General features: G+C 68.0%; 20 protein-coding genes. 6 read left to right on the top strand and 14 right to left on the bottom strand.

The window, feature by feature from the left end:
- Window positions 1-315: 315 nt before the first annotated feature.
- Both ACIREI_RS23230 and leuA read right to left on the bottom strand, forming a co-directional pair.
- Complete coding sequence (locus tag ACIREI_RS23230; protein ID WP_403335833.1) at window positions 316-1,125, bottom strand: ABC transporter ATP-binding protein; 810 nt, start codon at window positions 1,123-1,125, stop codon at window positions 316-318.
- Entirely contained in the window at window positions 1,122-2,921 is a 1,800-nt protein-coding gene (leuA, locus tag ACIREI_RS23225) for a 2-isopropylmalate synthase (protein ID WP_403335831.1), read from the bottom strand. Before leuA ends, ACIREI_RS23230 begins: the two co-directional genes overlap by 4 nt.
- Window positions 2,922-3,104: 183 nt before the next feature.
- Between leuA and ACIREI_RS23220 the strand changes: the two genes are divergently transcribed.
- The 4 genes from ACIREI_RS23220 (at window position 3,105) to ACIREI_RS23205 (ending at window position 6,901) form a co-directional block, all read left to right on the top strand.
- The gene (locus ACIREI_RS23220) at window positions 3,105-3,794 is read left to right on the top strand and encodes a FadR/GntR family transcriptional regulator (RefSeq protein WP_403335828.1); all 690 of its coding nucleotides are present in this window, start codon (window positions 3,105-3,107) and stop codon (window positions 3,792-3,794) included.
- Window positions 3,795-4,848: 1,054 nt separating this feature from the next.
- Window positions 4,849-5,805: a hypothetical protein gene (locus ACIREI_RS23215; protein WP_403335826.1), complete on the top strand. Its 957-nt coding sequence runs from the start codon at window positions 4,849-4,851 to the stop codon at window positions 5,803-5,805.
- The gene (locus tag ACIREI_RS23210; RefSeq protein WP_403335823.1) at window positions 5,802-6,233 is read left to right on the top strand and encodes a hypothetical protein; all 432 of its coding nucleotides are present in this window, start codon (window positions 5,802-5,804) and stop codon (window positions 6,231-6,233) included. Before ACIREI_RS23215 ends, ACIREI_RS23210 begins: the two co-directional genes overlap by 4 nt.
- 62 nt (window positions 6,234-6,295) lie before the next feature.
- Window positions 6,296-6,901, top strand: a complete 606-nt coding sequence (locus ACIREI_RS23205) for a hypothetical protein (protein ID WP_403335820.1) — start codon at window positions 6,296-6,298, stop codon at window positions 6,899-6,901.
- A 42-nt stretch (window positions 6,902-6,943) separates the two neighbouring features.
- On the opposite strand, the gene ACIREI_RS23200 is transcribed toward ACIREI_RS23205, so the two are convergent.
- The 7 genes from ACIREI_RS23200 to ACIREI_RS23170 form a co-directional block, all read right to left on the bottom strand.
- Window positions 6,944-7,528 carry a hypothetical protein gene (locus ACIREI_RS23200; protein WP_403335818.1) on the bottom strand — a complete coding sequence of 195 codons (585 nt, stop codon included), beginning with the start codon at window positions 7,526-7,528 and terminating at the stop codon, window positions 6,944-6,946.
- 105 nt (window positions 7,529-7,633) lie between these two features.
- Window positions 7,634-8,608 carry a polyprenyl synthetase family protein gene (locus ACIREI_RS23195; protein ID WP_403335815.1) on the bottom strand — a complete coding sequence of 325 codons (975 nt, stop codon included), beginning with the start codon at window positions 8,606-8,608 and terminating at the stop codon, window positions 7,634-7,636.
- Window positions 8,609-8,626: 18 nt separating this feature from the next.
- Entirely contained in the window at window positions 8,627-9,523 is an 897-nt protein-coding gene (locus ACIREI_RS23190) for a phytoene/squalene synthase family protein (protein ID WP_403335812.1), read from the bottom strand.
- A gap of 114 nt (window positions 9,524-9,637) precedes the next feature.
- Window positions 9,638-10,480, bottom strand: a complete 843-nt coding sequence (locus ACIREI_RS23185) for an ABC transporter permease (protein ID WP_403335809.1) — start codon at window positions 10,478-10,480, stop codon at window positions 9,638-9,640.
- On the bottom strand, window positions 10,477-11,082 hold the full coding sequence (locus ACIREI_RS23180; protein WP_403335963.1) for an ABC transporter ATP-binding protein: 606 nt from the start codon (window positions 11,080-11,082) through the stop codon (window positions 10,477-10,479). Before ACIREI_RS23180 ends, ACIREI_RS23185 begins: the two co-directional genes overlap by 4 nt.
- 789 nt (window positions 11,083-11,871) lie before the next feature.
- The gene (locus ACIREI_RS23175; protein WP_403335807.1) at window positions 11,872-14,763 is read right to left on the bottom strand and encodes a GH32 C-terminal domain-containing protein; all 2,892 of its coding nucleotides are present in this window, start codon (window positions 14,761-14,763) and stop codon (window positions 11,872-11,874) included.
- Between the two features lie 162 nt (window positions 14,764-14,925).
- Window positions 14,926-15,198: a PfkB family carbohydrate kinase gene (locus ACIREI_RS23170; RefSeq protein WP_403335805.1), complete on the bottom strand. Its 273-nt coding sequence runs from the start codon at window positions 15,196-15,198 to the stop codon at window positions 14,926-14,928.
- A gap of 597 nt (window positions 15,199-15,795) precedes the next feature.
- On the opposite strand from ACIREI_RS23170, the gene ACIREI_RS23165 reads away from it, so the two are divergent.
- Window positions 15,796-16,830 carry a LacI family DNA-binding transcriptional regulator gene (locus ACIREI_RS23165; protein ID WP_403335803.1) on the top strand — a complete coding sequence of 345 codons (1,035 nt, stop codon included), beginning with the start codon at window positions 15,796-15,798 and terminating at the stop codon, window positions 16,828-16,830.
- The gene (locus tag ACIREI_RS23160) at window positions 16,775-17,305 is read left to right on the top strand and encodes a hypothetical protein (protein ID WP_403335800.1); all 531 of its coding nucleotides are present in this window, start codon (window positions 16,775-16,777) and stop codon (window positions 17,303-17,305) included. Before ACIREI_RS23165 ends, ACIREI_RS23160 begins: the two co-directional genes overlap by 56 nt.
- Window positions 17,306-17,428: 123 nt before the next feature.
- Here ACIREI_RS23160 and ACIREI_RS23155 read toward each other — a convergent pair whose 3' ends face one another.
- The 5 genes from ACIREI_RS23155 to ACIREI_RS23135 all read right to left on the bottom strand — a co-directional run bounded on the left by ACIREI_RS23155 (window position 17,429) and on the right by ACIREI_RS23135 (window position 22,075).
- Window positions 17,429-18,610: a NosD domain-containing protein gene (locus ACIREI_RS23155; RefSeq protein ID WP_403335797.1), complete on the bottom strand. Its 1,182-nt coding sequence runs from the start codon at window positions 18,608-18,610 to the stop codon at window positions 17,429-17,431.
- 45 nt (window positions 18,611-18,655) lie between these two features.
- Window positions 18,656-18,853 (bottom strand): hypothetical protein, encoded by a 198-nt coding sequence (locus tag ACIREI_RS23150; RefSeq protein WP_403335795.1) that lies wholly within the window; start codon window positions 18,851-18,853, stop codon window positions 18,656-18,658.
- 41 nt (window positions 18,854-18,894) lie between these two features.
- Window positions 18,895-19,800 (bottom strand): carbohydrate ABC transporter permease, encoded by a 906-nt coding sequence (locus tag ACIREI_RS23145; protein ID WP_403335792.1) that lies wholly within the window; start codon window positions 19,798-19,800, stop codon window positions 18,895-18,897.
- A complete protein-coding gene (locus tag ACIREI_RS23140) occupies window positions 19,797-20,672 on the bottom strand; it encodes a carbohydrate ABC transporter permease (protein ID WP_403335789.1) in 876 nt (291 codons plus the stop codon). Before ACIREI_RS23140 ends, ACIREI_RS23145 begins: the two co-directional genes overlap by 4 nt.
- Before the next feature lie 62 nt (window positions 20,673-20,734).
- Window positions 20,735-22,075: an ABC transporter substrate-binding protein gene (locus ACIREI_RS23135; RefSeq protein ID WP_403335786.1), complete on the bottom strand. Its 1,341-nt coding sequence runs from the start codon at window positions 22,073-22,075 to the stop codon at window positions 20,735-20,737.
- Window positions 22,076-22,088 lie beyond the last annotated feature (13 nt).

Below are 22,088 nucleotides of genomic sequence, written 5' to 3'. Positions count from 1 at the left end.
TCGGTCCGCTACCAGACCACCAGGGCCCCGCGGCAGGCGCAAAGGGCGGCGGTGGGGAGGCGCGTGCGGAGGTCACCGAGTCCGGCCGCTTCTCGGAAGCTGGGTGTGCGGTCGCGTGGCGGACAGCTGGTCTTCTTGCCGGGCGAGGACGGTCGAGCCGGCCAGGCCGCCGTTCACACCTTCTTCGCAGAGCGATGCTCCATCACGCTGCGCGGCGGCGGCCCCGTGTCCACCAACTGCGCCGCCGGACTGAGGGCCTCGTGGGACGGCCGCGGTGGCGTACGCCGACGGGCGCGCGCCACCGCGGCCACCACCTCAGTCGCGTCCGGCTCCGGCCGGGCGGCCCGCCCGTACGCTCCACCGTCCGTCCACGCGGGTGAGCCGGATCGGATGGTCGAAGCACTTGCTGACCTGGTCGCTGGTCAGGACCTCACCGGCCGGGCCCGAGGCCAGACAGCGCCCGTCGCGCAGCAGTATCACGTGGGTCGTCCCCGGAGGGAGTTCCTCCAGATGGTGGGTGACCAGGACGGACGCGAGAGCCGGGTACGTGTGCTGCAGCGCGTCGACGCGTTCGATGAGCTGTTCGCGGCCGGCGACGTCCAGGCCGGTCGCCGGCTCGTCCAGCAGCAGGAGCCGTGGACGGGGCATGAGCGCGCGGGCGATCAGTGCTCGGCCCCGTTCCCCCTGCGACAGGGTCGGCCAGCGGGCCTCGACGCGCTCGCCGAGACCGAGCAGACCGATGAGACGTTCCGCCGTCGCGACCTGCTCGGGCGTCGGCTGCCAACGGGGAACCCGCTCCAGGGTGTTGGTCAGCCCGGTCAGCACGACGTCCCGCACCTTGAGAGGGGAGCGCAGGTCGTGCCGAGGGCTGACATGGCCGACGTAGGAGCGCAGTTGGCGCATGTCGACCCGCCCCAGCCGGTGGCCCAGCACCTCGACCGTGCCCCGGCTGGGGTGGGCGAGCGCCCCGAGGAGGCCGAGCAGGGTGCTCTTGCCCGCCCCGTTGGCGCCGAGCAGCGCCCAGTGCTCGCCCGCCCGCACCGTCAGCGACACGTCGCTCAGGATCGGATTGCCGTCGCGCACGACGTCCACATCCCTCACGCGCAGGACCGGAGTCGGCGTCACGAGGAGGCCTGCCCGCAGCGGTTGACGGCGGCCATGACGGCGTGGACCGACGCGGTCAGCACCGAGGTGTCCCAGCCCGCGCCCCAGCAGGGGACGTCGCCCAACCGGCATTCGGCGTAGGCGACGGCGGGACTTCCCGGACCGGCGGTGGTGGAGTGCTCGGTGTAGCCGAGGATGTCGACGGTGATCCCGACGGTACGCAGAGCGTCGGCGAAGGCGGACAGCGGGCCGTTGCCGATGCCCTGGCAGGCGCGCTCCCGCCCGTCGACGAGCAGCGTGCCGGTGAACCGGTGCTCGCCGGGCGCGGGTTCGGTGGCGGTCCAGGAGCCCAGGGTGACCGGGCCGTCCAGGGCCGGGGCGATGTACGTGGCGCGGAACAGCTCCCACAGCTCCTTGGGGGACAGCTCGCGACCGGTGGCGTCGGTGACCTGCTGCACCGCGCGGGAGAAGTCCGGGCGCATCGCCGGGGGCAGGTCCAGACCGTGGTGGGTGTGGAGCAGGTGGGCGATGCCTCCCTTGCCGGACTGGGAGTTGATCCGGATGACCTCTTCGTACGTACGGCCGATGTCACCCGGGTCGATGGGCAGGTACGGCACCGCCCAGGGGGCCTGTTCGGCGGGGACGCCCTGCTCGGCGGCCTGCTCGGCGTGGTGGGCCATGCCCTTGGCGATGGCGTCCTGGTGGGTGCCGGAGAACGCCGTGTGCACGAGGTCGCCGCCGTAGGGGTGGCGGGGGTGGATCGGCAGGCGGTTGCAGTGCTCCACCGCCTCGCGCACCGCGTCGATGTCGGAGAAGTCGATCATGGGGTTGACGCCCTGCGTGTACAGGTTCAGGGCGAGGGTCACCAGGTCGACGTTCCCGGTGCGTTCGCCGTTGCCGAACAGGCAGCCCTCCACGCGCTGCGCCCCCGCGAGGACGGCGAGTTCGGCGCAGGCGACGCCGGTGCCGCGGTCGTTGTGCGGGTGGACCGACAGGATCACGCCGTCACGGCGCGCCAGGTGGCGGTCCATGTACTCGATCTGGTCCGCGTAGACGTTGGGCGTGGCGATCTCCACCGTGGCCGGCAGGTTGTGGACCACCGGTCGGTCCGGGCTCGCCTCCCACAGCTCCGTCAGGCTGTTGCACACCTCCAGGACGAAGTCGGGCTCCGTGAGGTTGAAGACCTCCGGAGAGAACTCGAACCGAATGTCGGCATGCGGGCGTTGATCCGCCTGGCGCATCAGGTACGTGGCGGCGTCGTGGATCAGCTCGTGGACGTCGGCCCGGGAGCGGCCCAGGACCACGTCCCGCCAGGTGGGCGCGGTCGCGGTGTAGAGGTGGACGAGCGTGCGGGGCAGCCCCTCGACGGAGGCGACGGTCCGGTCGATCAGGTCCCGGCGGGCCGCGGTGAAGACGGAGACGGTCACGTCGTCGGGGACGGCGCCGCTCTCGGCCAGGTGGCGGACGAAGTCGAAGTCGGTCCGGCTGGCGGAGGGGTAGCCCACCTCGATCTCCTTGAACCCCATGGTGACCAGGAGATCGAACATCCGGCGCTTGCGCTCGGTGTCCATCGGCTCGGCCAGCGCCTGGTTGCCGTCCCGAAGGTCGACCGGCACCCACAGCGGGGCCCGCTCGATCCGGCGCGACGGCCAGGTGCGGTCGGTCAGCGGCAGGGCCACCCGCTCGTGTGCGGACCGGTAGCGGTGATGCGGCATCGCGCTCGGCCGCTGGGGGTTCCAGTGCGGCGCGTGCGCCGGCATGTCGCCGGAGGGAGTGCGCAGGGTGGGGAACAGCGTGCTCGCGGAGGAGTGAGTCATCGTGCTTGAGTTCCTTCGGTCGGTCACCCGTGACCGGCGCAGTCCGACACTCCGCTGCGGGGTGCCGGTCGTGTCAGACCCCGCAACGGCAGCCGAGAAGAAGGAGCTCGCGCAGCGACATGCGAGGTAGAGTAACGACCACTCAGGTCCTCAGACAAGTTGAGAGGTGAAGGTGAACCTCACATGCCACTAGGTGCCTTGCGGCCGTCCCCCTTGGTCGAGCAGGCCACCGTGCGCCTGCGTGAGCAGATCACCGGCGGCGAGTGGGTCGTGGGGACCAAGCTCCCCGGCGAGACCGCCCTGGCCAAGTCCCTCGGTGTGGGGCGTTCCACCGTCCGCGAGGCCCTGCGCGCCCTGGCCGGCGCCGGGCTGGTGCAGGCGCGCCAGGGATCCGGTGTCTTCGTCATCGCGACCAAGCCCAAGGAGGACTGGTCCATCCAGCTCCGCCAGGCGGCCATCACCGATGTCTACGAGGTCCGGATGCTCATCGAGGTGGAGGCCGCGCAACTGGCCGCGCGGCGCCGCACCGACGACGACGTCGCCGTCCTCCACGATGCCCTGGCCAGGCGCCGCGACACCGCCCACGCCGGCAACGCCGAGTTCGTCGAGGCCGACATCGCCCTGCACCAGGCCGTGGTCGCCGCGGCGCACAACCCGGTGCTCACCGGCTTGTTCACCGAGTTCGTACCCGTGCTGCAACAGCGGCTGCTCGATCTGGTCGAGCTGCTCGACCTGCGCTCCAAGAACCCGAACGACGGAGACGAGGGGCACGCCGCACTGGTGAACGCCGTCGTGCGGTCGGACGCCGAGGCGGCCGGCCGCGCCCTGCGGGAGGAGCTGGAGCGGACACTCGCCCTGCTCCACTCCCTCTGACCCGCGTCGCCCGGTCGGAGAGGGGCACCATGCTCGATGCCATCCCAACCGGCGCAGCCCTAGGCCGCCGCCCCCTTCATGGCCCGCTTCACCGCAGGTCAGGCAAGGGGCGGCGGCATCCGCACATCAGATGTCCCGGAAGAGACCAGCCAGCGCGGTGACCTGCGATGTCTGGCCGTGGCAGGTCGTTGACCTGCATGAATGCCCTTTCGGTTGTTTCACGCTCGTGCTGGCTGATGCGGCCGGAAGTCCCAGGAAAGTCCCAGAGAACTCCCACGGGCAGGAGCCACTCTTTCGGCTCTGTACAGGGCATGCGAGTGCGCTGTGGATTGGTGATCGTGGATCGATGGTCTGGCCCGACGGCAACGCTCAGTGCTCGAACGGCTCGCAGCCGGTGAGGAACATCCCGCAGCCTGGGCGCCGGGGGATCGGCGGTCGGCTTATGCCTTGCGTGATCGAGGGCTGTAGGGGTCAGTCGGAGTGCGGGAAGCGCTCGTGGAGGTCACCGAGGACGGCCTCTACTACCTTCAACATGGCCATCGTCCTGAGGGTTGACGCCAGCTGAAGGGGGCGACCAGGCGGCATCCGGCGGACATGCTGGGCGCAGGCGTAGCTCCGTGCCCTACGCCGAACGGCCCGTCGCTCGTGCGTGACGAGCCAAGGCGACCGAGTTGGTCGAACGGCTTCTCACCGACTGGAACCTCCCCGCAAACGCATCCAGAAGGGCCGCCACCGGGTAAGTGGGTGGAAGCTATACCAGCGTGTCCAGCACTGCATCCCCCTCGACGTCCTACGTCCGAGCCTTCGGCAAGACGAATATGACGAACATACTGATCACCAGACCTCGGTGACAGTGATCAAGTCAGTTCCGCCGACTCCACGGGTTCAGTCACGTCATCGTCGAGAATCAGCCCATCTCTCCCGATCGGGCGCCATCCCGAACGTCCGACAATCTCCGCCCGTCAACCCGCCGTGATCCGGATACGCCCTCATCGGGGGATGTTCGAGTGGACATTTCGGGCAGCCATGCCCCGCCGATCAAAAGGAGGCGGGCATGGACCCAAACGGACATGAAAGCTGTGGCACACCGGACCCGGAACAGCTGGCGGACCGATCACCGGCGCAGCTGCATGGTGAGGGACGCCAAGTCCATGGCAGCGCGGTCGCGGATATGGCGGGCGAGTTCGGCGCAGAACTGGTGCGGGCCATTCGCGTGGGCCTGTCCCAGGGAGCCGACTCGGCGTACGGTTCCCGGGGCCCGTCCAGGCTGAGCTGGTATGTCTTTGCGATCAAGTACGCGCAGGCACACTGGCCCGGCCGGGCGGCCAAGACCTGGGACGAGGCCAGCGAGGCGCTCACCGCGGTCACCCTGGCCATGCTCTGGGACATCCCGGGCCGGCCGAACGAGCAACTGCTGCGCCGCGCCTTGCGCCGCTGGGCGTTTGTCGTGCCCGGGCCGGAGCAGCGGGAGCTGCCGGCGCAGGACCGACTGCTGCTCCAGTGGGTGGCGAAGGCATCCCGGCCACTGGTGGACCTGCACGATCCGATCCTGGCACGTGATGTGCTGGAGTCGCTGCGCCGCAAGCTGGACGGCGGCGAGGCTGCGGTGGAGACGATGCGCCGTAAGCGCAAGGTGCTGGTGCACGCCCTGTATTACGCCGTGGAGAGGGGCGAGTTGGGCAGTCATCCGCTGGCGAAGATTCGCTGGGGGGTGCCCAAGCCGGCCAACGTGGTGGATCCGCGGGTGGTGGTCAATCCGTACCAGGCGCGGGACCTGCTGAGTGCCGTCTCCTACGTGGGCGGCTACCGACGGGCCCGCGGTCGCCGGCTGGTCGCGTTCTTCGCCGGCATGTACTACGCGGGCCTGCGCCCGGAGGAGGCGGTCGCGGCGGCGCTGCCGGACTGCCGCCTGCCCAGGACCGGCTGGGGGCGTCTGATCGTGCACCGCACCCGTCCGCAGGCGGGCAGACGGTGGACCGACACCGGCGAGTACCACGATGACCGCGGGTGAAGAACCGGCCGCCCGGCGACACCAGGGTGGTGCCGCTCCCTCCCTACTTGGTGGCCCTGTGGCGCGAGCACGTCGCCACGTTCGGGACCGCCGATGACGGCCGGCTCTTCTTCAGCGAAAGCGGACGCATCCTCGCCTACACCACCTACCACCGTGTCTGGCACGAAGCCCGCAGCCTCGGCCTGCCGCCCGCTCTCACCAGCACCCCGCTTGCGAAGCGCCCGTACGACCTGCGGCATTCGGCGTTGTCCACCTGGCTGTGCGCCGGGGCGGACCCAGCCGAGGTCGCCCAGCGGGCCGGCAACAGCGTCGAGGTCCTGCTGAGCCGGTACGCGAAGTGTCTCTATGACCGGCAGTCCATCAACAACCAGCGCATCGAAGGGCTTCTGAGCTCCTACGACCAGCCGCCGGAATCGGACGTGGCGTGAGGAGTTCGGCATCGGGTTGCGGGAACTGGATCAGGCGATCTCGGCAGTGGGGAGATGGGGGCATGGCGGTCGAAGTCGAGAAGGTGGGCCGGGAGCGGTTGGAGGACCTGGTTGCCGATCAGGGGATCTCGTTGGCTCACCGTGCGCTGTGGTCGGCGCTGTGGGACGGCAAGGCAAGGGTGGCGGATTGGCTGCGGGCGGGCGTCGAGGACGTGGACCTCCCGCGCTGGCGGGTGCGAGTGTGGGAGCCGGTGAGACCGGACACGCCGGAGTGGGTCCCGGTGAGTGAGCTGACGGCATCGCTGCTGGGCCGGTTGATCGGTGATCTGACGAGCGGCCCCTTGTTCCTCGACGGCCTGGAGCGGGTCACGCGTGAACGCGCCTTCGCCATGGCACGCAGCCGCGCGGGGACTGGCCTACATGCGTTCCGGTCTGGCGGTTTGAGTGCTTCTAAGAGAAGCGTCTGTCCGAGAGCCTTGGTGAAACCGCCTGGAAAGAATCTGGCCTTGGCGCGTCCGCCGACATCGACCAGCTTCAAACGTCGCATCACGTTGCTCGAACAACACGTCACCGACATGAAGGGCCAGCTCGATGAGCGGACCGAGGAGCTCGATGCCGCGCGGGCGGCCAACCGGGAACTGACCCGGGCACTGAACCAGGCCCGCTGAGAAGGGGTGGAATCCTCGGAGGACAGGGGCCGGCCGCGGTGGCTACCAGGCGTTCTTGGCGTTGCTGTAGGAAGTGAGGCAGGTGGCGTCGGAGGCCGTAGCGGAAAGCTTGATCATGGCCTCGGTCCACACCTTCTTGACCACATTTTCCAGGCCCCGGGCCGCCGCGGGGGTGTTCGGAGAGAACTTCCTGACCGTTCCCACAGTGGCGACGGTGAACTTGTTGCACACAGGCAGGGCGGCGTTGCGGTAGCGGTTGTCGAGTTCACCCGTCACAGCGGAGCTGTGGGCGGTGGCCCAACTGTTCCACGCCGCACAGGCAGGCCGGGTGAGTTCGGCCCGCTCGGTCTCGGTCAGACTGCCCAGAGCGGCGACAGCGGCGTTCCAGAACTCGTCCGGGATGGCGTAGCGGGTGGTGGCGAACTGATCCCCGGTCTTGAAGATCGCTTCCTGGCAGGCGAACGGCAGCGAAGCGGCTTGCGCAAGGGCGGCCAGGAGCGGAGGGGACTTCACACTCTGAGCGGCCGGGGTCTCCTCCTGAGGGATGACAGTCACCGCCACCGCCAGGACACCGGCGGCCCCGGCCACGGCCAGAGCGGAGCGCTTGAGGATGCGGGAGGTGTTCATGAGCGCAGGTCTCCTGTACTTGAGGGCTGAGCGGCCAGCCCCGGTGCAGACCAGGGGCGGGGACTGGAAACGGAGCATCAGCCACCGCGCCAGTCCCGGCCCTACTCAGTGCTGACGGTCGGCTGCTGATGTGGCCAGTTCGGCGAGGCGCAGGGCGTCCGGCAGGCCGGTGAGTGCAACGTGTGCTTGTTCGGCGCGGGAGGATGCCATCTGGGCCGCCTTGGTGAGGGCGCCGGTGCGTGTCAGCACGGCGAGGATGTCTCGGTGTGCGGTGACGGGGTCGGTGTCGCCGTGGAATACGGTGGTCAGGCGGTCGCGGTCGGCTTTGTCGGCCACTTCGTAGGCGAGCAGGACGGGCAGGGTGGGCTGCAGGTTGGCGACGTCGCTGATGGCTGTCTTGCCGGTGATCTGGTCCTCGGCGGTGTAGGGGAGCAGGTCGTCACGGATCTGGAAGGCCATGCCGAGCTGTTCTCCGTACCTGCGTAGAGCCTGGTCCTGCTCCAGGGTTGCTCCGGCCAGGATGGCGCCGGCCTGGCAGGCGGCGCCGGTCAGCGCGGCGGTCTTGGCTTGCATGACGTTCAGGACGGCGGGTACCCCGCAGGTCAGGTCGCCGCGGATTTCGGTTTCGCGCATGATGCCCTGGCACATGTGACGCAGGGCCTCGACGGTGACCCGTGCTGCGTGCAGTACGCGCTCGGCGGGGCCGCCGCTGAGCATGGCCGCAATTCCGGCCATCGACAGTCCGTCGCCTGCTACCAGGGCCTCGGCGAGACCGTACTGCTCGGCGGTGGAGGCCCGCCCGCGGCGTACCGGGTCCTGATCGACGATGTCGTCGTGGATGAGGCTCGCGACGTGCAGGCATTCGATGCCGGCCGCGAACGCCAGCACCTGCTCAGCGGTGCCGCCGACGGCTTTCGCCGACTCCATACACAGGATGGGGCGAAGGAGCTTGCCCGGGGGGAACAGGGCGTCCAGGCAGGCCACCTCCAGCAGGCTGTCGCCGCTGCCCACCCAGCGCAGCAGCTCAGCCTCCAGGAGCGGAATGTGTGTGCCCCCGACTGGGGTCACGGCGATGGACAAGACACGTCCTTTCGATGGTCAGCAGGGGATGACGGCGCGCATGAGAGGGCGCCACACGTTGAGGAAGGCGCCCATGGGTGGCTGCACCGGCTGGTGTAGCACGTCCTGATCTGCGGCCAGCACGCTGGCCACTTGCAGCCTGAAATGCTCGCCGAATGTGTGGATGACGGGGCCGACCGGGGTGTGTTCCAGTTCAGCGGTCAGAGCGGTCAACCTGCAGGTGACACGCTCGGCCTCGAACGCGATGACGTCGGCCATGGCCGGTGTCCACCGTTTGGCCCTGACGTCCTCGGGGTGGACCCCGAACTGGTGGAGATCCGCGAGAGGGAGGTAGAGGCGGCCGTCGTCGAGGTCTTCGGACAGGTCACACAGCACGTCGGTCAACTGGCCAAGTTCGGCGAATTCACGCACCAGCGGCTGCGCTTCCGTGAGTTCGGTGCCCGCCATGGCCCACATGACCCCGTAGAGCGGGCAGCCGGCGACCTGCGTGGCCCACTGGCGCAGTTCCGCGTAGGTGGCGAAGTCGCGGAAGTCGACGTCGCGCTGCATCCCGGTGAACATGTCCTCGATCAGTGACAGCGGCATGCCGAAGGTCCGGTAGGTGTGCACCGTGGCATGCAGGACGGGGTCGTCGGAGCCGCCGGCGGCGAATGCCGCCCAGGTGGCCTCCGCGAACTCGGCGAGCCGACGCTGACGGTTCTCCACCGGCCCGCTGTCTACACAGGCATCGGCACGGCACCCGTGTGCCACCAGCGCCGCCGTGTGAGGCCGTGCCGCTGCGGGCGCGATGCGTAGTGCCCCCCAGCGGCCGCGCCCTCCGACGAGCCCCGATACCTCTCGCGCGCACACCGTGTAGCAATGCCGAAGGACAGGATCGGTGATACCCGCCGCGTCCAGCCATCGCCCTACCAGCATCTGTGAACCCCTTTCTGCTCAACCGGCCCCCTTGGGGCCAGGACTCCGCTCTGAGATGAGGGCGCGACACGTACCTCCAGGGCCCTTGTCGGGCCGTCGTGCCGGGGTGCCGCTTCAGCGGAGCGTCGACGTGGGCCGGGCCGGGTGCGCAGGTTGTCGGCGCGTGGGCAGCCAAGGCAGACGGAAGGACGGCTTTGCGGTGAGGGCGTCTTTGGTGCGGCGGTGGAAAGCGAGCAGGCCCAGGAACGCGGCGCCGGCGAACCACAAGAACTGAACGGCCAGATCACCGGGCAGCCACTCGTGGGTGAAACCCGCAGCTGAGGCAGCCTGCATGGTGCCGTAGGTCGGCAGGAACCGCACGACCTGGCTTCCGGCACCGCCGCCGGCCAGTGGATTTTGAAGACCGACATCCACGAGGCTGGTCATGACCAGGGCGAACATGCCCTCCACCTCACGGCGCAGCAGCGAGCCGAAGACGACGCCGAGCGCCCCGTAGGTCATCGCTCCGCAGAACAAGGCAGCGGCGAGCAGCAGTGGCTGGTGAGGGCTCCAGGCCATGCAGATCACCGCAGTGGCATAGGCGGCGATGGCGCCGGAGGCCAGGGTCAGCGAGGTGGTCTTGGCCAGGACGAGATGGATGCGGGGGTAGCCGGCCAAGGCCAGGCGGCGGTCGAAGCGCCCGCCGTTGAACGTGACGGCGAACATCATGAACCCGGTGATGAGGGTGACGGCGTTGATGGCGCCGGTGATCTGTGTGATCTGGTTGCCGGCCGGTGCCAGGAGCTGGCCGGTCGCCCGCAGGCGGAAGGTCAGGTGCCTGCTGGGGATGACGGCGTACGCCAGGTTGATCCAGCAGGGGATGAACACGGCGACCAGGACCATGGCGAGCCTGTTCCGGGCGTGTTCGACCAGGTCGAAGCGGACTGCTGTGACGAACAGGTTCAGGTGCCGCCTCACGCCGGCGCCCCCTCAGCGGGGCGCAGCACGCCGCCCTGAAGGCGCCACAACTCGTCCAGGCGCTCAGCGTCATAGGCCAGGTGGGAGACGACAAGGACTGAGCGGCCCATCTCGCGTAATCGGGCTGCCAAGTCCCAAAAACGCTGGTAGGTCTCCCAGTCGAAACCCTGGTAAGGCTCGTCCAGCAGCACCACCTGCGGGTCATGCATCAGCGCCAGGGTCAGGTTCAGCTTCTGACGGGTTCCGCCGCTGAGCAGGCCGGCACGCTCATCGACGTACTCCGACAAGCGCAACGCGTCCATCACCTGCCCGGCGTACTGCAGATCCGACAGCCCGCGCGCGACTCGGAAGAACTCCAGATGCTGGCGAACGGTCAGAGCCTCGTTGACCACCACGTCCTGCGGGCAGTAGCCGAAACGGCCCTCATGACGGACCGTGCCACCCAGCGGGCGCAGCTCACCAGACAAGATCTTCAACAGCGTTGACTTGCCCGCACCGTTCTCGCCGACAATCCCGACCAGCACTCCAGGCCGTAGATCAAGGTCGAGGCCCCGCAAGACCTCACGGCGACCGTATGCGTGACGCACATCCCGAACCTCCACCGCACCCCCGGGCTCTACGGCGGTGGCACGCACTCACTGCTGGCCACTCGCCGTCACGGCAAGGCTAGGCATCACGTACCGTCAAAACCGGGGCATGATCGCTGATTAGCACGCAAGGGTGAAGACCGCGCTGTAAACGGGGCTCGGACAGGGTGATCGCCTACGTTGTCGAACCGTTGCGCGAGGCAATCGCACAGCGACATGCGAGAGTTGGACTCTGGCAGCACGGGCTCGGCAGACCAGGACAACAAGGGTCACCTGACGCTCGGAGCGGTTTCCTAGCCCTACCAGCAGGCCCTGTTTCCGTGCGCAGCCCTCACGAAGAGCACCCGTGCGGGTTCCGGGTCGAGACGTCCGTTCGCTTGCCACCCGACAAGATCGGAATGACAACAGCCTCTCACGGACGAGCGGACCTCTGGGCGTACTGCTCAGACGCTGTTGGGTTGTCCGGCTCCTGCGTCCTGGCTTCGGCCATGAGCGGTTCCGGCAGTTGGGGGATTGAACAGACTTATGTCGGACGGCGGAGGGGCTGTGCCTGGCAGTGTCTGGGAGTTCCGTCGCCCGCAGCCGCATAGGAGAGATTCTCCGCCCTGTCCTTATTAGGGACAGGGCGGAGTCACTTGGCCGGCCAGTTGGTCGGCGGCGTCCAGCGTCCTTGGCTGTCGAACTGCCAGGAAGAAGCTGGACATCTCCCTTACGGAAGTCCTGGCGCGCCTTCCGAAGGATGACCGATGTTCCGCGCTGTCCTTTCACCCGTGAGAGTCGGCGGATGGGAGGGCACGCGCCATGTCAGTCGGTCATGTTGCCCATCGCCCAGACGGTCATGGACTTGACGACGCTGCCGTCACCGAAGAGTCGCAGGCCGAGGGAGTCCGGCCGGAATGGGTAGGCGCGGGTGGTGATCGACTTGTGCGAGTTCGCGTAGGTCTCGATCACCGAGCGGTCGACGAACACGTCCAGTGTCAGAGTGCCGTTGGAAAGTGTCAGCGGCCCCTTCTGTATACCGAGGTTCGGCTCGGCGCTGGAGTTGTTCCCGGACCTCGTTCGGTCCACTCCCAGTTGTCCGGCGGGCGCGTCGTAGAACAGGCGTGTTCGTTCTTCATCTCCCGGGCTGCGCAGCACGTCGAGACCGAAGGTGTCTGCGCTGCCGCGCTCGAGTGTCAGCTTGATGTGGAGCATGTCCCCCTTGACGTTCGTCAGTTGCGTGTTCGCGTCGGTGATGGACGTCGGGGCATTGATGTCCATGAGGGGTTCGCCGACGTGGAGGCGTGAGACTTCCTCGACGGGGGTGAATCCGAGGTCGCCGTTGGGCAGCATGGACAGTTCGATGGGGAGGCCGGCGTTGTGCGCCCATCCCGCGTCGTAGTGGGCGCGCTCGGTCCGCCGGTCCTGCGCGATGCTGAAGACCAGAGAGCGCCCCTTGTCGTCCACGGTTCCGCTGGGGCCGGTGAAGTGGTCGCCGTAGTCCATGAGCTTCGGTTCTGTGGTGTCGGGTGTCCAGCGGCGGGCCTGGGCGTCCCAGGTGCCGACCCAGTAGTAGACGTACTTGCTGCTGTACTCGCCGGGGCCGGCGGGGAAGGCCGGGTTGACGAGCAGGGCCCGGCGCTCGCGGCCCTGGGCGTCCTTTCCGATCGGCAGGAACGTGGGCAGCTCCCAGACCTGGCCGGTCTTGGGATGGGCCGCCACGTCACCGACCATCAGCGGTCCGGAGTACGTCCAGTCGGTGAGGTTCTTGGAGGTGTAGAGGAGCGCCGTGCCTCCGACGTCCCTGCCCTCGCTGGTCTGGACGCCGGAGCCCATCAGCTGGAACCAGGTGTCGCCCTCCTTCCAGACGAACGGGTCACGGAAGTCCCCGAAGCGGACCTTTCGTCCGGCGCCGACATTGAGGTCGGCGGTCTGGCTGGTGACGAGGGTGGGGTGCATCTTCCACTCGACCAGGTCGGGATCGCCGGGGTCGACGGGGCGTGCCAGGCCGGTCGCCTGGTTGGGACGCTGGGAGTCGTTGCCGGCCGTGAACAGCAGGACGGGCACGCCGTTCTCGTCGAGGGTGGCATCGCCGGACCAGACCCCGTCGGGTGCCACGCTGTCCTCGGTGGGCGCGAGCGCGACGGGCAGGTCGCGCCAGTGGACCAGGTCCTCGCTCACCGCGTGTCCCCAGCTGATGTTGTGCCAGTAGGGGCCGTGGGAGTTGTGCTGGTAGAAGAGGTGGTACTTGCCCTTGTACTGGATGGGAGCGTGCGGCTCGTTCATCCAGTGGTTCGGGGCGGTGAAGTGGTAGGCCGGACGGTACCGGTCACCGTCGTAGCGCGAACGGTCCATGTCCATCTCGGCATTGGGAGTGACGCCACCGGCGAAGGACCGCACATCCTTCTGATGGCCGGCCGTCACCGATGCCGGGGTGAGTGCGCTGGTGTGGATCTTCACCTCGTCGATCAGTCCGTTGAACATGTTCACGGCGAATGTGCCGTTGATGATGGCGGGCTGGTTGTGACGGCCGATGATCAGCGGAACATCGGCCTTGGCCAGCCGCGCGGTTGTGGGGATGGCGGTCTCGGCGACCTGCTCGCCGTTGAGGAAGAGCCTGATCGCTCCGTCGCCCGGGGCGAACACCGCCGAGAGGTGCGCCCACTTGCCCGCGGCCAGGGCCGCCGACTTCGGGACCGTCGTCTCGTACCACGTGTCACCGGTTCCGACGCCGAACTGCCACCGTCCGTGCCGGCCGACACCGAGGGAGAAGCCTCGCTTTGCCCCCTTGTCCTGCTGGTTGACGACGGCGGACGGTTTGCCCTCGTCACCCCACTCGAACGCGCGCGGTGCGACCCACGCCTCGACGGTCATGCCCTCCGTGGGCAGCTGCGTCTGCGCTGCGGCGCGCGTGACCCAGGTGGAATAGCCGTCGAAGAGGAGGGCGCCGGAGAGTACGCCGTCCTCCTCGCGCTTCGGGCGCCAGAGCGGACCGCTGTCCGGCTTGTACTGCGCGTCGTTGAAGACGTAGCTGATGGGGTCGGCGGCCTGGCTGATTCTTTCCTTGGTCGTGGTGCCCTGGCCGTCGGCGAAGTCCCAGTAGGCGGCGAGTCCCGCTTCGGAGGGATCCGGCGCCTTGTCGATCCCCACTCTGACGTCGTCGAGGTTGATGTGGCCCCAGCCGCCGGTGGCCCGGTCGACCGCGGTGATGCGCAGCTGCTTGCCCAGGTGCTCACGTGCGTCCCAGGTAACTCTGCGGTACGCCTCGTCGTCGGTTCCGGTGGCTTTGTGGAGCACTGTGCCGTCGAGTGTGGTGAGGGCGACGTACAGGTCGTTGTCGTTGCGGCCGCCGGACACGAGCGCGCTGACCATTCCGGTGCCGGTCAGGGTGAACGGCTCGGATGTGACGGTGCCGGTGGGTGCGTCGCCGCCGGCGGCGAAGCCCCATAAGTGGTGGGTGCCCTGCTGGTTGAAGCAGCAGCCCCATCCCCAGCCCGGTTTGTCGGTGACCGCTCCGTCGAACGCTGTTCCCGTAGTGGTCCAGCCGCTCAAGTCGCCGGTCTCGAAGTCCGGATTGGACAGGATGCTCTCGCTTGCGTCGGCGGGTGCCGCAGTCAGGGGTGACGTCAGGCCGAGACATATCGTGAGCGCGAGCAGCAGTCGCAGAACGTTGAGCGAGGGCCTCGTTGTGCCCCTCGCCGGCGAGCGTGTGCGCATGCATACCTCCGGTTGTGGGTGATGGTGGAGCAGGCATGTTGGGCGCTGCGGCCGAAGCCGTCGGCGCCCCGCGGGCAGCGCCCGCCCCGCGAGAAGCAGTCGAAAGCCTCACCGCCGGGGGGTCAGAACCGGCGGACGAAGCACGCACTGACGCGACCGTGTTCAGACGTGGGACGGCAGCCGTTCGACGTCGGCTTTCAGCGCTGCCTCGTCCGCGCTGGGCGGGTTCGCGCCGGGGACGGAGCAGGTCAGGGCGGCAGCGACGCGGGCGGCGAAGATGCAGGCGTCGGTGAGGTCTTCGAGGCTCAGCTCGTCGAGTCGGCCGCCGAAGTGGCCGTGGGCGGCGAGTCGGTGGGACAGGCCGGCGGTGAAGGAGTCACCTGCGCCGACGACGACAGGCGGGGTGGGGATGGTGGACGCGTAGGGGCGATCCACACGTCGAGGGTGAGGCCGCCGGAGGCGGCGAGGCCGCCGGGGTCCTGCGTGGTGACGACGGTTGAGTAGCCGTCGAAGTACAGTGCCCGGCCGCGCACTCCACGGCGTCGTAAGGGATCACTGTCGGGCTTATAGCGGGCGTCGTTGAATCCGTAGCCGACGGGGTCGGCGGTGCCGGACACCGCCTCGCGGGTGATTCGTGCCGACACGCTCGTCGAAGTCCCAGCGGGCGGTGGGACTTCCGGGCAGTGCCCGGCTCCGCGCGGCGGCGGGAGCGGCAGCGAACGAGAACGGGACGATCGCGCACGACACTGAGGGCCGATTTTTCTCCTCATGGCTGACTCCTGGGAGGTGCGGCAGGGTTCGCCGAGCCAAATCGGTTTAACCACGTGGCTAGGCATCGTTCGCGTGCCGTCTCGGCTAAAGCAAGAGCTAACGCAAAGCCATTTACCGTGGTGTTACCTGGAGGCGGAACATAGCGGCACAAAAGCTCGCTGCTGCGGGTTCGAGATGTCCAGGGTGTTGACGTCGAGCGAAGAGCGCATCACTCTCGTCGTAACCTTGCTAATCCGATTTAACAACGGAGCTGAGCAGCCGATGCCTGAACGCCGCGTGACGATGGCCGACGTTGCCCGCCGGGCGGGTGTCTCGCCGACGACCGCGTCGTTCGCGCTCTCCGGCCGCACCGACATGCGCATCGCCGACGCTTCCCGTGAACGCGTGCTGGAGGCCGCCCGGGATCTGGGCTACCGCCCCAACGTCACCGCGCGCAGCCTGCGGACGAAGTCGACCCAGACCATCGGGTTCGTCTCGGACCGCATCACCACGACACCGTTCGCGGGCGACGTGATCCGCGGCGCGCTGGAGGCCGCCCGGGAGCGGGACCACCTGCTGTTCATCACGGAGGCGGGCGGCGACCGCGCCGCCGAGTCGTCACTCGTCCACGCGCTGCTGGACCGCCAGGTCGACGCGGTGATCTACGCGACCATGTTCACGCGCTACGTCACCCCGCCCAAGGAGCTCTACGGGCGCCGGGTCGTCCTGCTCAACTGCCTGGCCCCGGCCTTCGACGCGCCATCCGTCGTCCCGGACGAACTGGAGGCCGGCCGGGACGCGGCCCGTGCCCTGCTCGCGGCCGGTCACACCGAGGGCATCTGGGCGATCGGCGGTCACCAGGCCGTTCCGGCCACCCCTGAGGGAATCATCGCCGGCAATGAGCGCATGCGCGGCCTGGAGGAGGTCCTGCGGGCGGGCGGGGCCCGCCTGGACGGCGTCGTCGAGTGCGACTGGAACACGCGGGACGGCTACCGGGAGGTCTCCGCGCTGCTGGCGGCGGGCCACCGCCCCCGGGCGCTGGTGTGCCTGACCGACCGGGTGTCCTTCGGCGCCTATCAGGCGCTGGGCGAGGCAGGGCTGTCCGTGCCCGGTGACGTGTCGGTGGTTTCCTTCGACGACCAGGACATCGCGGCCATACTGCGCCCGGCGCTCACCACCCTGAAGCTGCCGCACTACCAACTCGGCCGTCTTGCTGTGGAGTTGATCCTCGCCGAGGGGCCGCTCGAAGCAGTCGTCCACCGTGTGCCCATGCCGCTGCGCGAGCGTGCCTCCATCGGCGCCCCCGCGGCTGGCTGACCCCGGGCCCCCGAAAGCGGTTGTCCCGCCGCCCGGAGCGAAGACACCCGGGCGGCGGGACGACCACCAGTACACCCGTATCGACCGGAGCACGCGAACATGTACGGGGGGCCACTTCCGCAGCTTCGACCTACTGACCTGGGAGGAACTCCCGGTCGCGCTGACCGCGACACCGGGCAGTGAGGACGCCGACGGCTGCTTCTCCGGCAACGCTGTCTCCGACGGCGACCGCATGGTCGCCTTCTGCTCCGCCTTCCGTACCGACCGCTGGGCCCGACCGGTCACCACCGCCGAGTCCCGGGACAACGGTGTCACCTGGACACCGCTCGGCAGCCTGCTGATAGCCGACTTGCCCGAGGGCGCCAGGGGATGTGCTCGCCCGGCACGTTGGGGTCTGCGAGGTAGATCAGGGTGTAGGCGCCTGACTCGGGTTCGAAGCGCCGGCTTTCGTTCAGTGTTCCGGCGGCGTGCCTGAGCTGCGGTTGCCGGTGCTTCGGAGGCCCCTCGCACGGTTGGACGCTGCCTGGCGCGCGAGAGCCTGCGCGGGAACGCAGGGCTGCTTTCGCGCTCCTGTGCCCGCGCAGGCGATCCGGTCCGCTCAAGGTGTGGCTACGAGTGAGTAGTTGTCGGTGTAGGACTGCAGCTGGGAGCCCTTGGCGCTGTAGAGGATCTTCGTCTCGGTGGAGGAGGAGTCGAGGACGACCTTGACGCCGAGGTTGGCCTTGATGTTGTTGGTGGCCAGGTAGTTACGGGCGCCGCCCGCGATGAGGATGAGCGTGGGGTCGGCTCCGGACGGGGTGATGTTGTCGGCCGGTACGGAGAAGGAGAACTGGTTGCCGGTCACTGAGTTGTCGCTGCCGTTGATGTGGACGAGGCCGTAGAGGTCGTCGTAGCGGGTGCTGGTGCCGTCGCCGTAGACGCGGCGGAAGTGGTTGCCGGAGATCAGGTTCTCCGAGCTGCCGTTCGTCAGGGCGATCATGCTGGGGAAGTTGCTCAGCAGCTTGTTGGCGGAGATGTTGCAGCGGTTGGAGTTGATGAGGGTGATGTTGCAGGCCCACAGGATGGTATTGCCGGAGATGAGGATGCCCTCGGCGTTCTCCGCGAAGACCGAGTAGCCGGCCCAGGCGCTGATCAGGTAGTTGTTGGTGATCTTCGCGACCTGCGAGGCGCCCGTGAGCGAGATGGAAGTGCCGCACTCGGCGACGAAGTTGTTGGTGAAGCTGCAGGCGTCCGCGCCCCGGACGACCATGGCCTGGGTGAGGTAGACGAAGCCCATTCCCTCGAAGCGGAACGAGTCGTTGTCCGACTGGACCGAGATGCCGATCTTGTGGTTGCCCTCCACGTAGGGCTTGGTGGAGGCCACGCCGTCGATGCAGAAGTCCTGGAAGACGATGCCGTTGAGCCGGCCGACCTCGGCGGGCGCGCCGGAACGCTGGACGAGGAACGCCTCGTTGTTGCCGTCGGTGTGCTTGACCCGGATGTGGCTGGAGCCGGGCTGCACCTCGATCCACTTGCTGGTGTCGGAGGTGTCGTCGTGGATGGCCCGGGAGAGGAAGCCGTGTCCGGAGCCCTTGATCGTCAGGAAGCTTATGTCGATGACGACGCGGGTGAGCAGGTCGTAGTGGCCCGGCGGGATGTAGATGACGGCGCCGGGTCTGGTGTTCTGGGTGGTCTGCCTGGACTTGATGTCGGCGATGATCTCGTTGATCACCTTGCCGATGTCGGTTTGCGGGGAGACGCTGCCCTCGAAGGTGGTGACGTCGTAGACGGTGCGGGCCACGGGTGTCCTTCCGGTTGATGGGTTCTGCCAGGCCGAGGTTTCTGCTCAGAGGAGGCCGACGATCTTGGCGTACGGCGGATGCGCCTTGGGGGCGCGCGCGTCGGGCTCGGGGCGTTCCGGGACGGCAGCGGCGGCCGGCTGCGACGGTGCGGCGGCCAGGAACGCCACGGTGGTCAGCGCCGAGACGGCGGCGCCTCTGAGCAGGGTGCGGCGGGACGGGGCGGGTGGTTGGTCAGGGTGCATGACGGCTCCTAGCGAACCGGTGAGGTGGGTGTGCGCGGGGGTCAGCGGACGGCGCCCGCGGTCATGCCCGCGATGACCTGCTTCTGGAAGGCCGCGTAGATCGCCAGCTGCGGCAGCAGGACGAGGGTGGCGGACGCCATCATGGCGCCGTAGTTGACGCTGTAGACGCCCTGGAACTGGGAGACGCCGAGGGACACGGTGGTCATGTTCGGGTCGTTGATGAGGGTGACCGCGAAGGGGAACTCGTTCCAGACGTAGATGACGTTGAGGATGGCGAGAGTGGCGATGACCGGCCGCATCAGCGGGAAGACGACCTTCCAGGCCATGCGCCACAGCCCGACCCCGTCCATCACGGCGGCCTGTTCGATCTCCTCGGGGAAGTCCCGCAGGAAGCCGGTCAGCAGCAGGATGTTGAAGGGGATCGTCACCGCGATGTACGGAAGGATCAGCGCGAAGTAGGTGCCGAACAGGCCGAAGGCGATGTCCAGCCGGTACACCGGGAACAGCAGGATGTAGACGGGGATGGCGAGTCCGGCAAGGAAGTAGAAGCCCAGGGTGTTCTGCGTGCGGCGCCGGCCGCTGCGGAAGACCATGCGGGTGAGCGCGAATGCGGCCATGTAGGAGATGACCAGCCCGACCGTGACCGACACGACGGCCAGGATCAGGGTGTTCTTGTACATCACCAGCAGGTTCAGGGTCTCCAGGGCCTGCTGGTAGTTGGCCAGGGTGAGATTGTTCAGCGAGAACGGGTCGTTGAGGATGTTGTCACTGGTCTGGAACGACAACAGCATGATCCACAGCAGCGGGAAGAGGATCACGAAGGTGATCAGGTAGGCGACCGCCGAGACCACGATCCTGCCGCGGCTGCGGCGTCGCGGACTGCTCGGAGTCTCGCCGGTAGCCGCCGGGGACGCGAGCGGCATCTTGACCTCGGTATCGATGCTCAACGGACTTCTCCCTTACGGCGGTTGCCGAAGAACGTGGCCGCGGAGGCGAGCGCGCCGACCACGAACACCACCACCGCCAGGGCCATGCCGTAGCCGTACTGCTGGGTGGTGAAGGTGATGTGGTACATGTAGCTGACCATGACCTCGGAGAGGTGGACGGGACCGCCGCCGGTGAGGGCGTAGACGAGCTCGAAGACCTTGAAGACGCCGGTGACGACGAGTGCGGTGACGATGCCGAACGTCTCGCGCATCATCGGGATCTGGATGTGCCGCAGCTGCTGCCAGCGGCTGGCGCCGTCCAGGCTGCTGGCCTCCATCACGTCACGGGGCAGCATGCGCAGGCCGGCGTAGAAGATGGTCAGGACGAAGCCGATCTGCTGCCACAGGTAGACGAGGCCGATCGAGTACGGGCTGAGGGTGGGGCCGCCGATCCACTGTGGGTGCGCGGGCACCCCGATCGCCAGCAGGAAGGCATTCACCAGGCCGATCTTCGGGTCCAGGATGAAGATCCAGATCAGTCCGACGAGGATCGGTGCGATGATCGCGGGGGCGAAGACGAGCGCCCGCATCGCGCCGCTGCCCTTCACCTTGCCGCTGAGCAGGATCGCGAGCAGGAAGCCCAGGGGGATCAGCAGGAACAGGGCGATGCCGAGGATGATCCCGGTGTTGCGCATCGAGGTCCAGAACGCGTCGTCCTGGCCCATCTGCTGGTAGTTGTCGAGGCCCGCGAAGCCGTTGGCGGAGACGCCGTCGAAGTTGGTGAAGCTGTAGTAGAGCGAGTACAGGATCGGATAGATCATGTACAGGCTGTAGATGATCAGAGCCGGCGCGACCATGAGGGTGAAGTGCCGGCGCGTGGTGAGCCAGTTCATGCTGTTCCCGTCGTCCGGGCCCGCGCGCCGCCCCGTGCGGCACGCGGGCGCCGGCAGCGTGACTACTTGATGGTCTTCTGGACGTTCTTCACGGCCTCTTCGGGGCTGAGGCTGCCGCCCATCACGCCGTAGAAGCTGTCGTACATGGCGCTCGCGGTGGCCGCGGAGACGACCAGGTCGGGCTGGGCCTTCGGGCTCTTCCAGCCGGGCTTGGTGGCTTCGGCCAGGACGGCGGCGAAGACCGAGTTCTTCGCGGCATCGACGGCCGGCTCGTACGTCGTCACCGGCGGCTGGGCGTTGTCGACGAGGATCTTCTGGCCCGCGTCGCTGTAGTAGAACTGGATGAACGCCTTCACCGCGGCGTACTTCTTCTTGTCGTCCTTGACCTTGGCGCTGACGACGAACGGCGCCGAGGGCACGTTCATCACGAGCTTCTGCTCGCCGACACCGTCGGAGAAGGTGGGTCCGGCCCAGAAGCCGGTGTCCTTACCCACGGTGCTCTTCTGGATCTTCGCCGCCTCCCAGACGCCCGCGTCCAGGAAGGCGGCCTTGCCGTCCGTGTAGGAGGCGACGGCCTGGGCGTAGGTCTGGGTGTTCATGTTCGAGGGGAAGGCGCCGGCCTTCGCCAGCTCCTCCACGTGCTGGTACAGGCGCAGGAAGTCGGCGTTGTCGTAGCTCGCCTTGCCGGACAGGATGTCCTGGTACTTCGCCTCGTAGCCGAAGCGGTCGAGCATGGTCAGGAACGCCCACACGCTGAACGACGAGTTGTTCGCACCCTGCGCGATCGGCGTCACGCCGGCCGCCTTGAGCTTCTTCACCGCGGCGAGCAGGTCCTCGAAGGTCTCGGGGACGGCGATCTTGTGCTCGTCCAGGATGGCCTTGTTGTAGTAGAAGCCCGTGACCAGCGCCTGGTACGGCAGGCCGTACTGGACGCCGTCCTGCTGGAAACCGGCGAGCATGCTCGGGGCGAACTTCGCCTTGAGGCCGTTCTCGGCGAGGATCGGGCTCAGATCCAGCAGGTCGTCGCTCTTGACCATGGTCTTCGCGAGCGAGTCGTAGACCCAGAAGATCTCCGGCAGCGTGCCGCTCTGCGCGGCGATGGTCATCCGCTGCTCGTGCTGGTCGACCGGCTGGCCCTCCAGCTTGATCTTCATGTCGGGGTGCTTCTTGTTGAACTCCTGCACCATCTGCCAGGTCGCCGGGTCCTGGGTCTTGCTGTCCGGGTTGTGCATGGACAGCGTGATCAGGCCGTCCGACGACGATCCGTCCGCCGTGTTCACCGCGGACCCGCAGGCCGTGGCGGTGACGAACAGGGCGCTCGCGGTGGCCGTGAGCAGGAGTCGGCGCGAGATGCCGGACGGCCGTCTCGACGTCGGGGTCGCGGGCTGAGGGGAGGTCGCCATGGTGCTGATGCCT

It is taken from the genome of Streptomyces sp. NPDC093591 (genome assembly GCF_044764885.1).
Classification (GTDB): Bacteria; Actinomycetota; Actinomycetes; order Streptomycetales; family Streptomycetaceae; genus Streptomyces.
Note: the sequence above shows the minus strand (reverse complement) of the source record. Positions and strands in the feature narration are given on the sequence as shown.

Excerpts from the sequence above, each read along its gene's own strand:
- ACIREI_RS23135 (WP_403335786.1), bottom strand. The coding sequence starts at position 22,075 with ATGGCGACCTCCCCTCAGCCCGCGACCCCGACGTCGAGACGGCCGTCC.
- ACIREI_RS23205 (WP_403335820.1), top strand. The coding sequence starts at position 6,296 with ATGGCGGTCGAAGTCGAGAAGGTGGGCCGGGAGCGGTTGGAGGACCTG.
- ACIREI_RS23140 (WP_403335789.1), bottom strand. The coding sequence starts at position 20,672 with ATGAACTGGCTCACCACGCGCCGGCACTTCACCCTCATGGTCGCGCCG.
- ACIREI_RS23150 (WP_403335795.1), bottom strand. The coding sequence starts at position 18,853 with ATGCACCCTGACCAACCACCCGCCCCGTCCCGCCGCACCCTGCTCAGA.
- ACIREI_RS23165 (WP_403335803.1), top strand. The coding sequence starts at position 15,796 with ATGCCTGAACGCCGCGTGACGATGGCCGACGTTGCCCGCCGGGCGGGT.
- leuA (WP_403335831.1), bottom strand. The coding sequence starts at position 2,921 with ATGACTCACTCCTCCGCGAGCACGCTGTTCCCCACCCTGCGCACTCCC.
- ACIREI_RS23190 (WP_403335812.1), bottom strand. The coding sequence starts at position 9,523 with ATGCTGGTAGGGCGATGGCTGGACGCGGCGGGTATCACCGATCCTGTC.
- ACIREI_RS23215 (WP_403335826.1), top strand. The coding sequence starts at position 4,849 with ATGGACCCAAACGGACATGAAAGCTGTGGCACACCGGACCCGGAACAG.
- ACIREI_RS23175 (WP_403335807.1), bottom strand. The coding sequence starts at position 14,763 with ATGCGCACACGCTCGCCGGCGAGGGGCACAACGAGGCCCTCGCTCAAC.
- ACIREI_RS23220 (WP_403335828.1), top strand. The coding sequence starts at position 3,105 with ATGCCACTAGGTGCCTTGCGGCCGTCCCCCTTGGTCGAGCAGGCCACC.
- ACIREI_RS23200 (WP_403335818.1), bottom strand. The coding sequence starts at position 7,528 with ATGAACACCTCCCGCATCCTCAAGCGCTCCGCTCTGGCCGTGGCCGGG.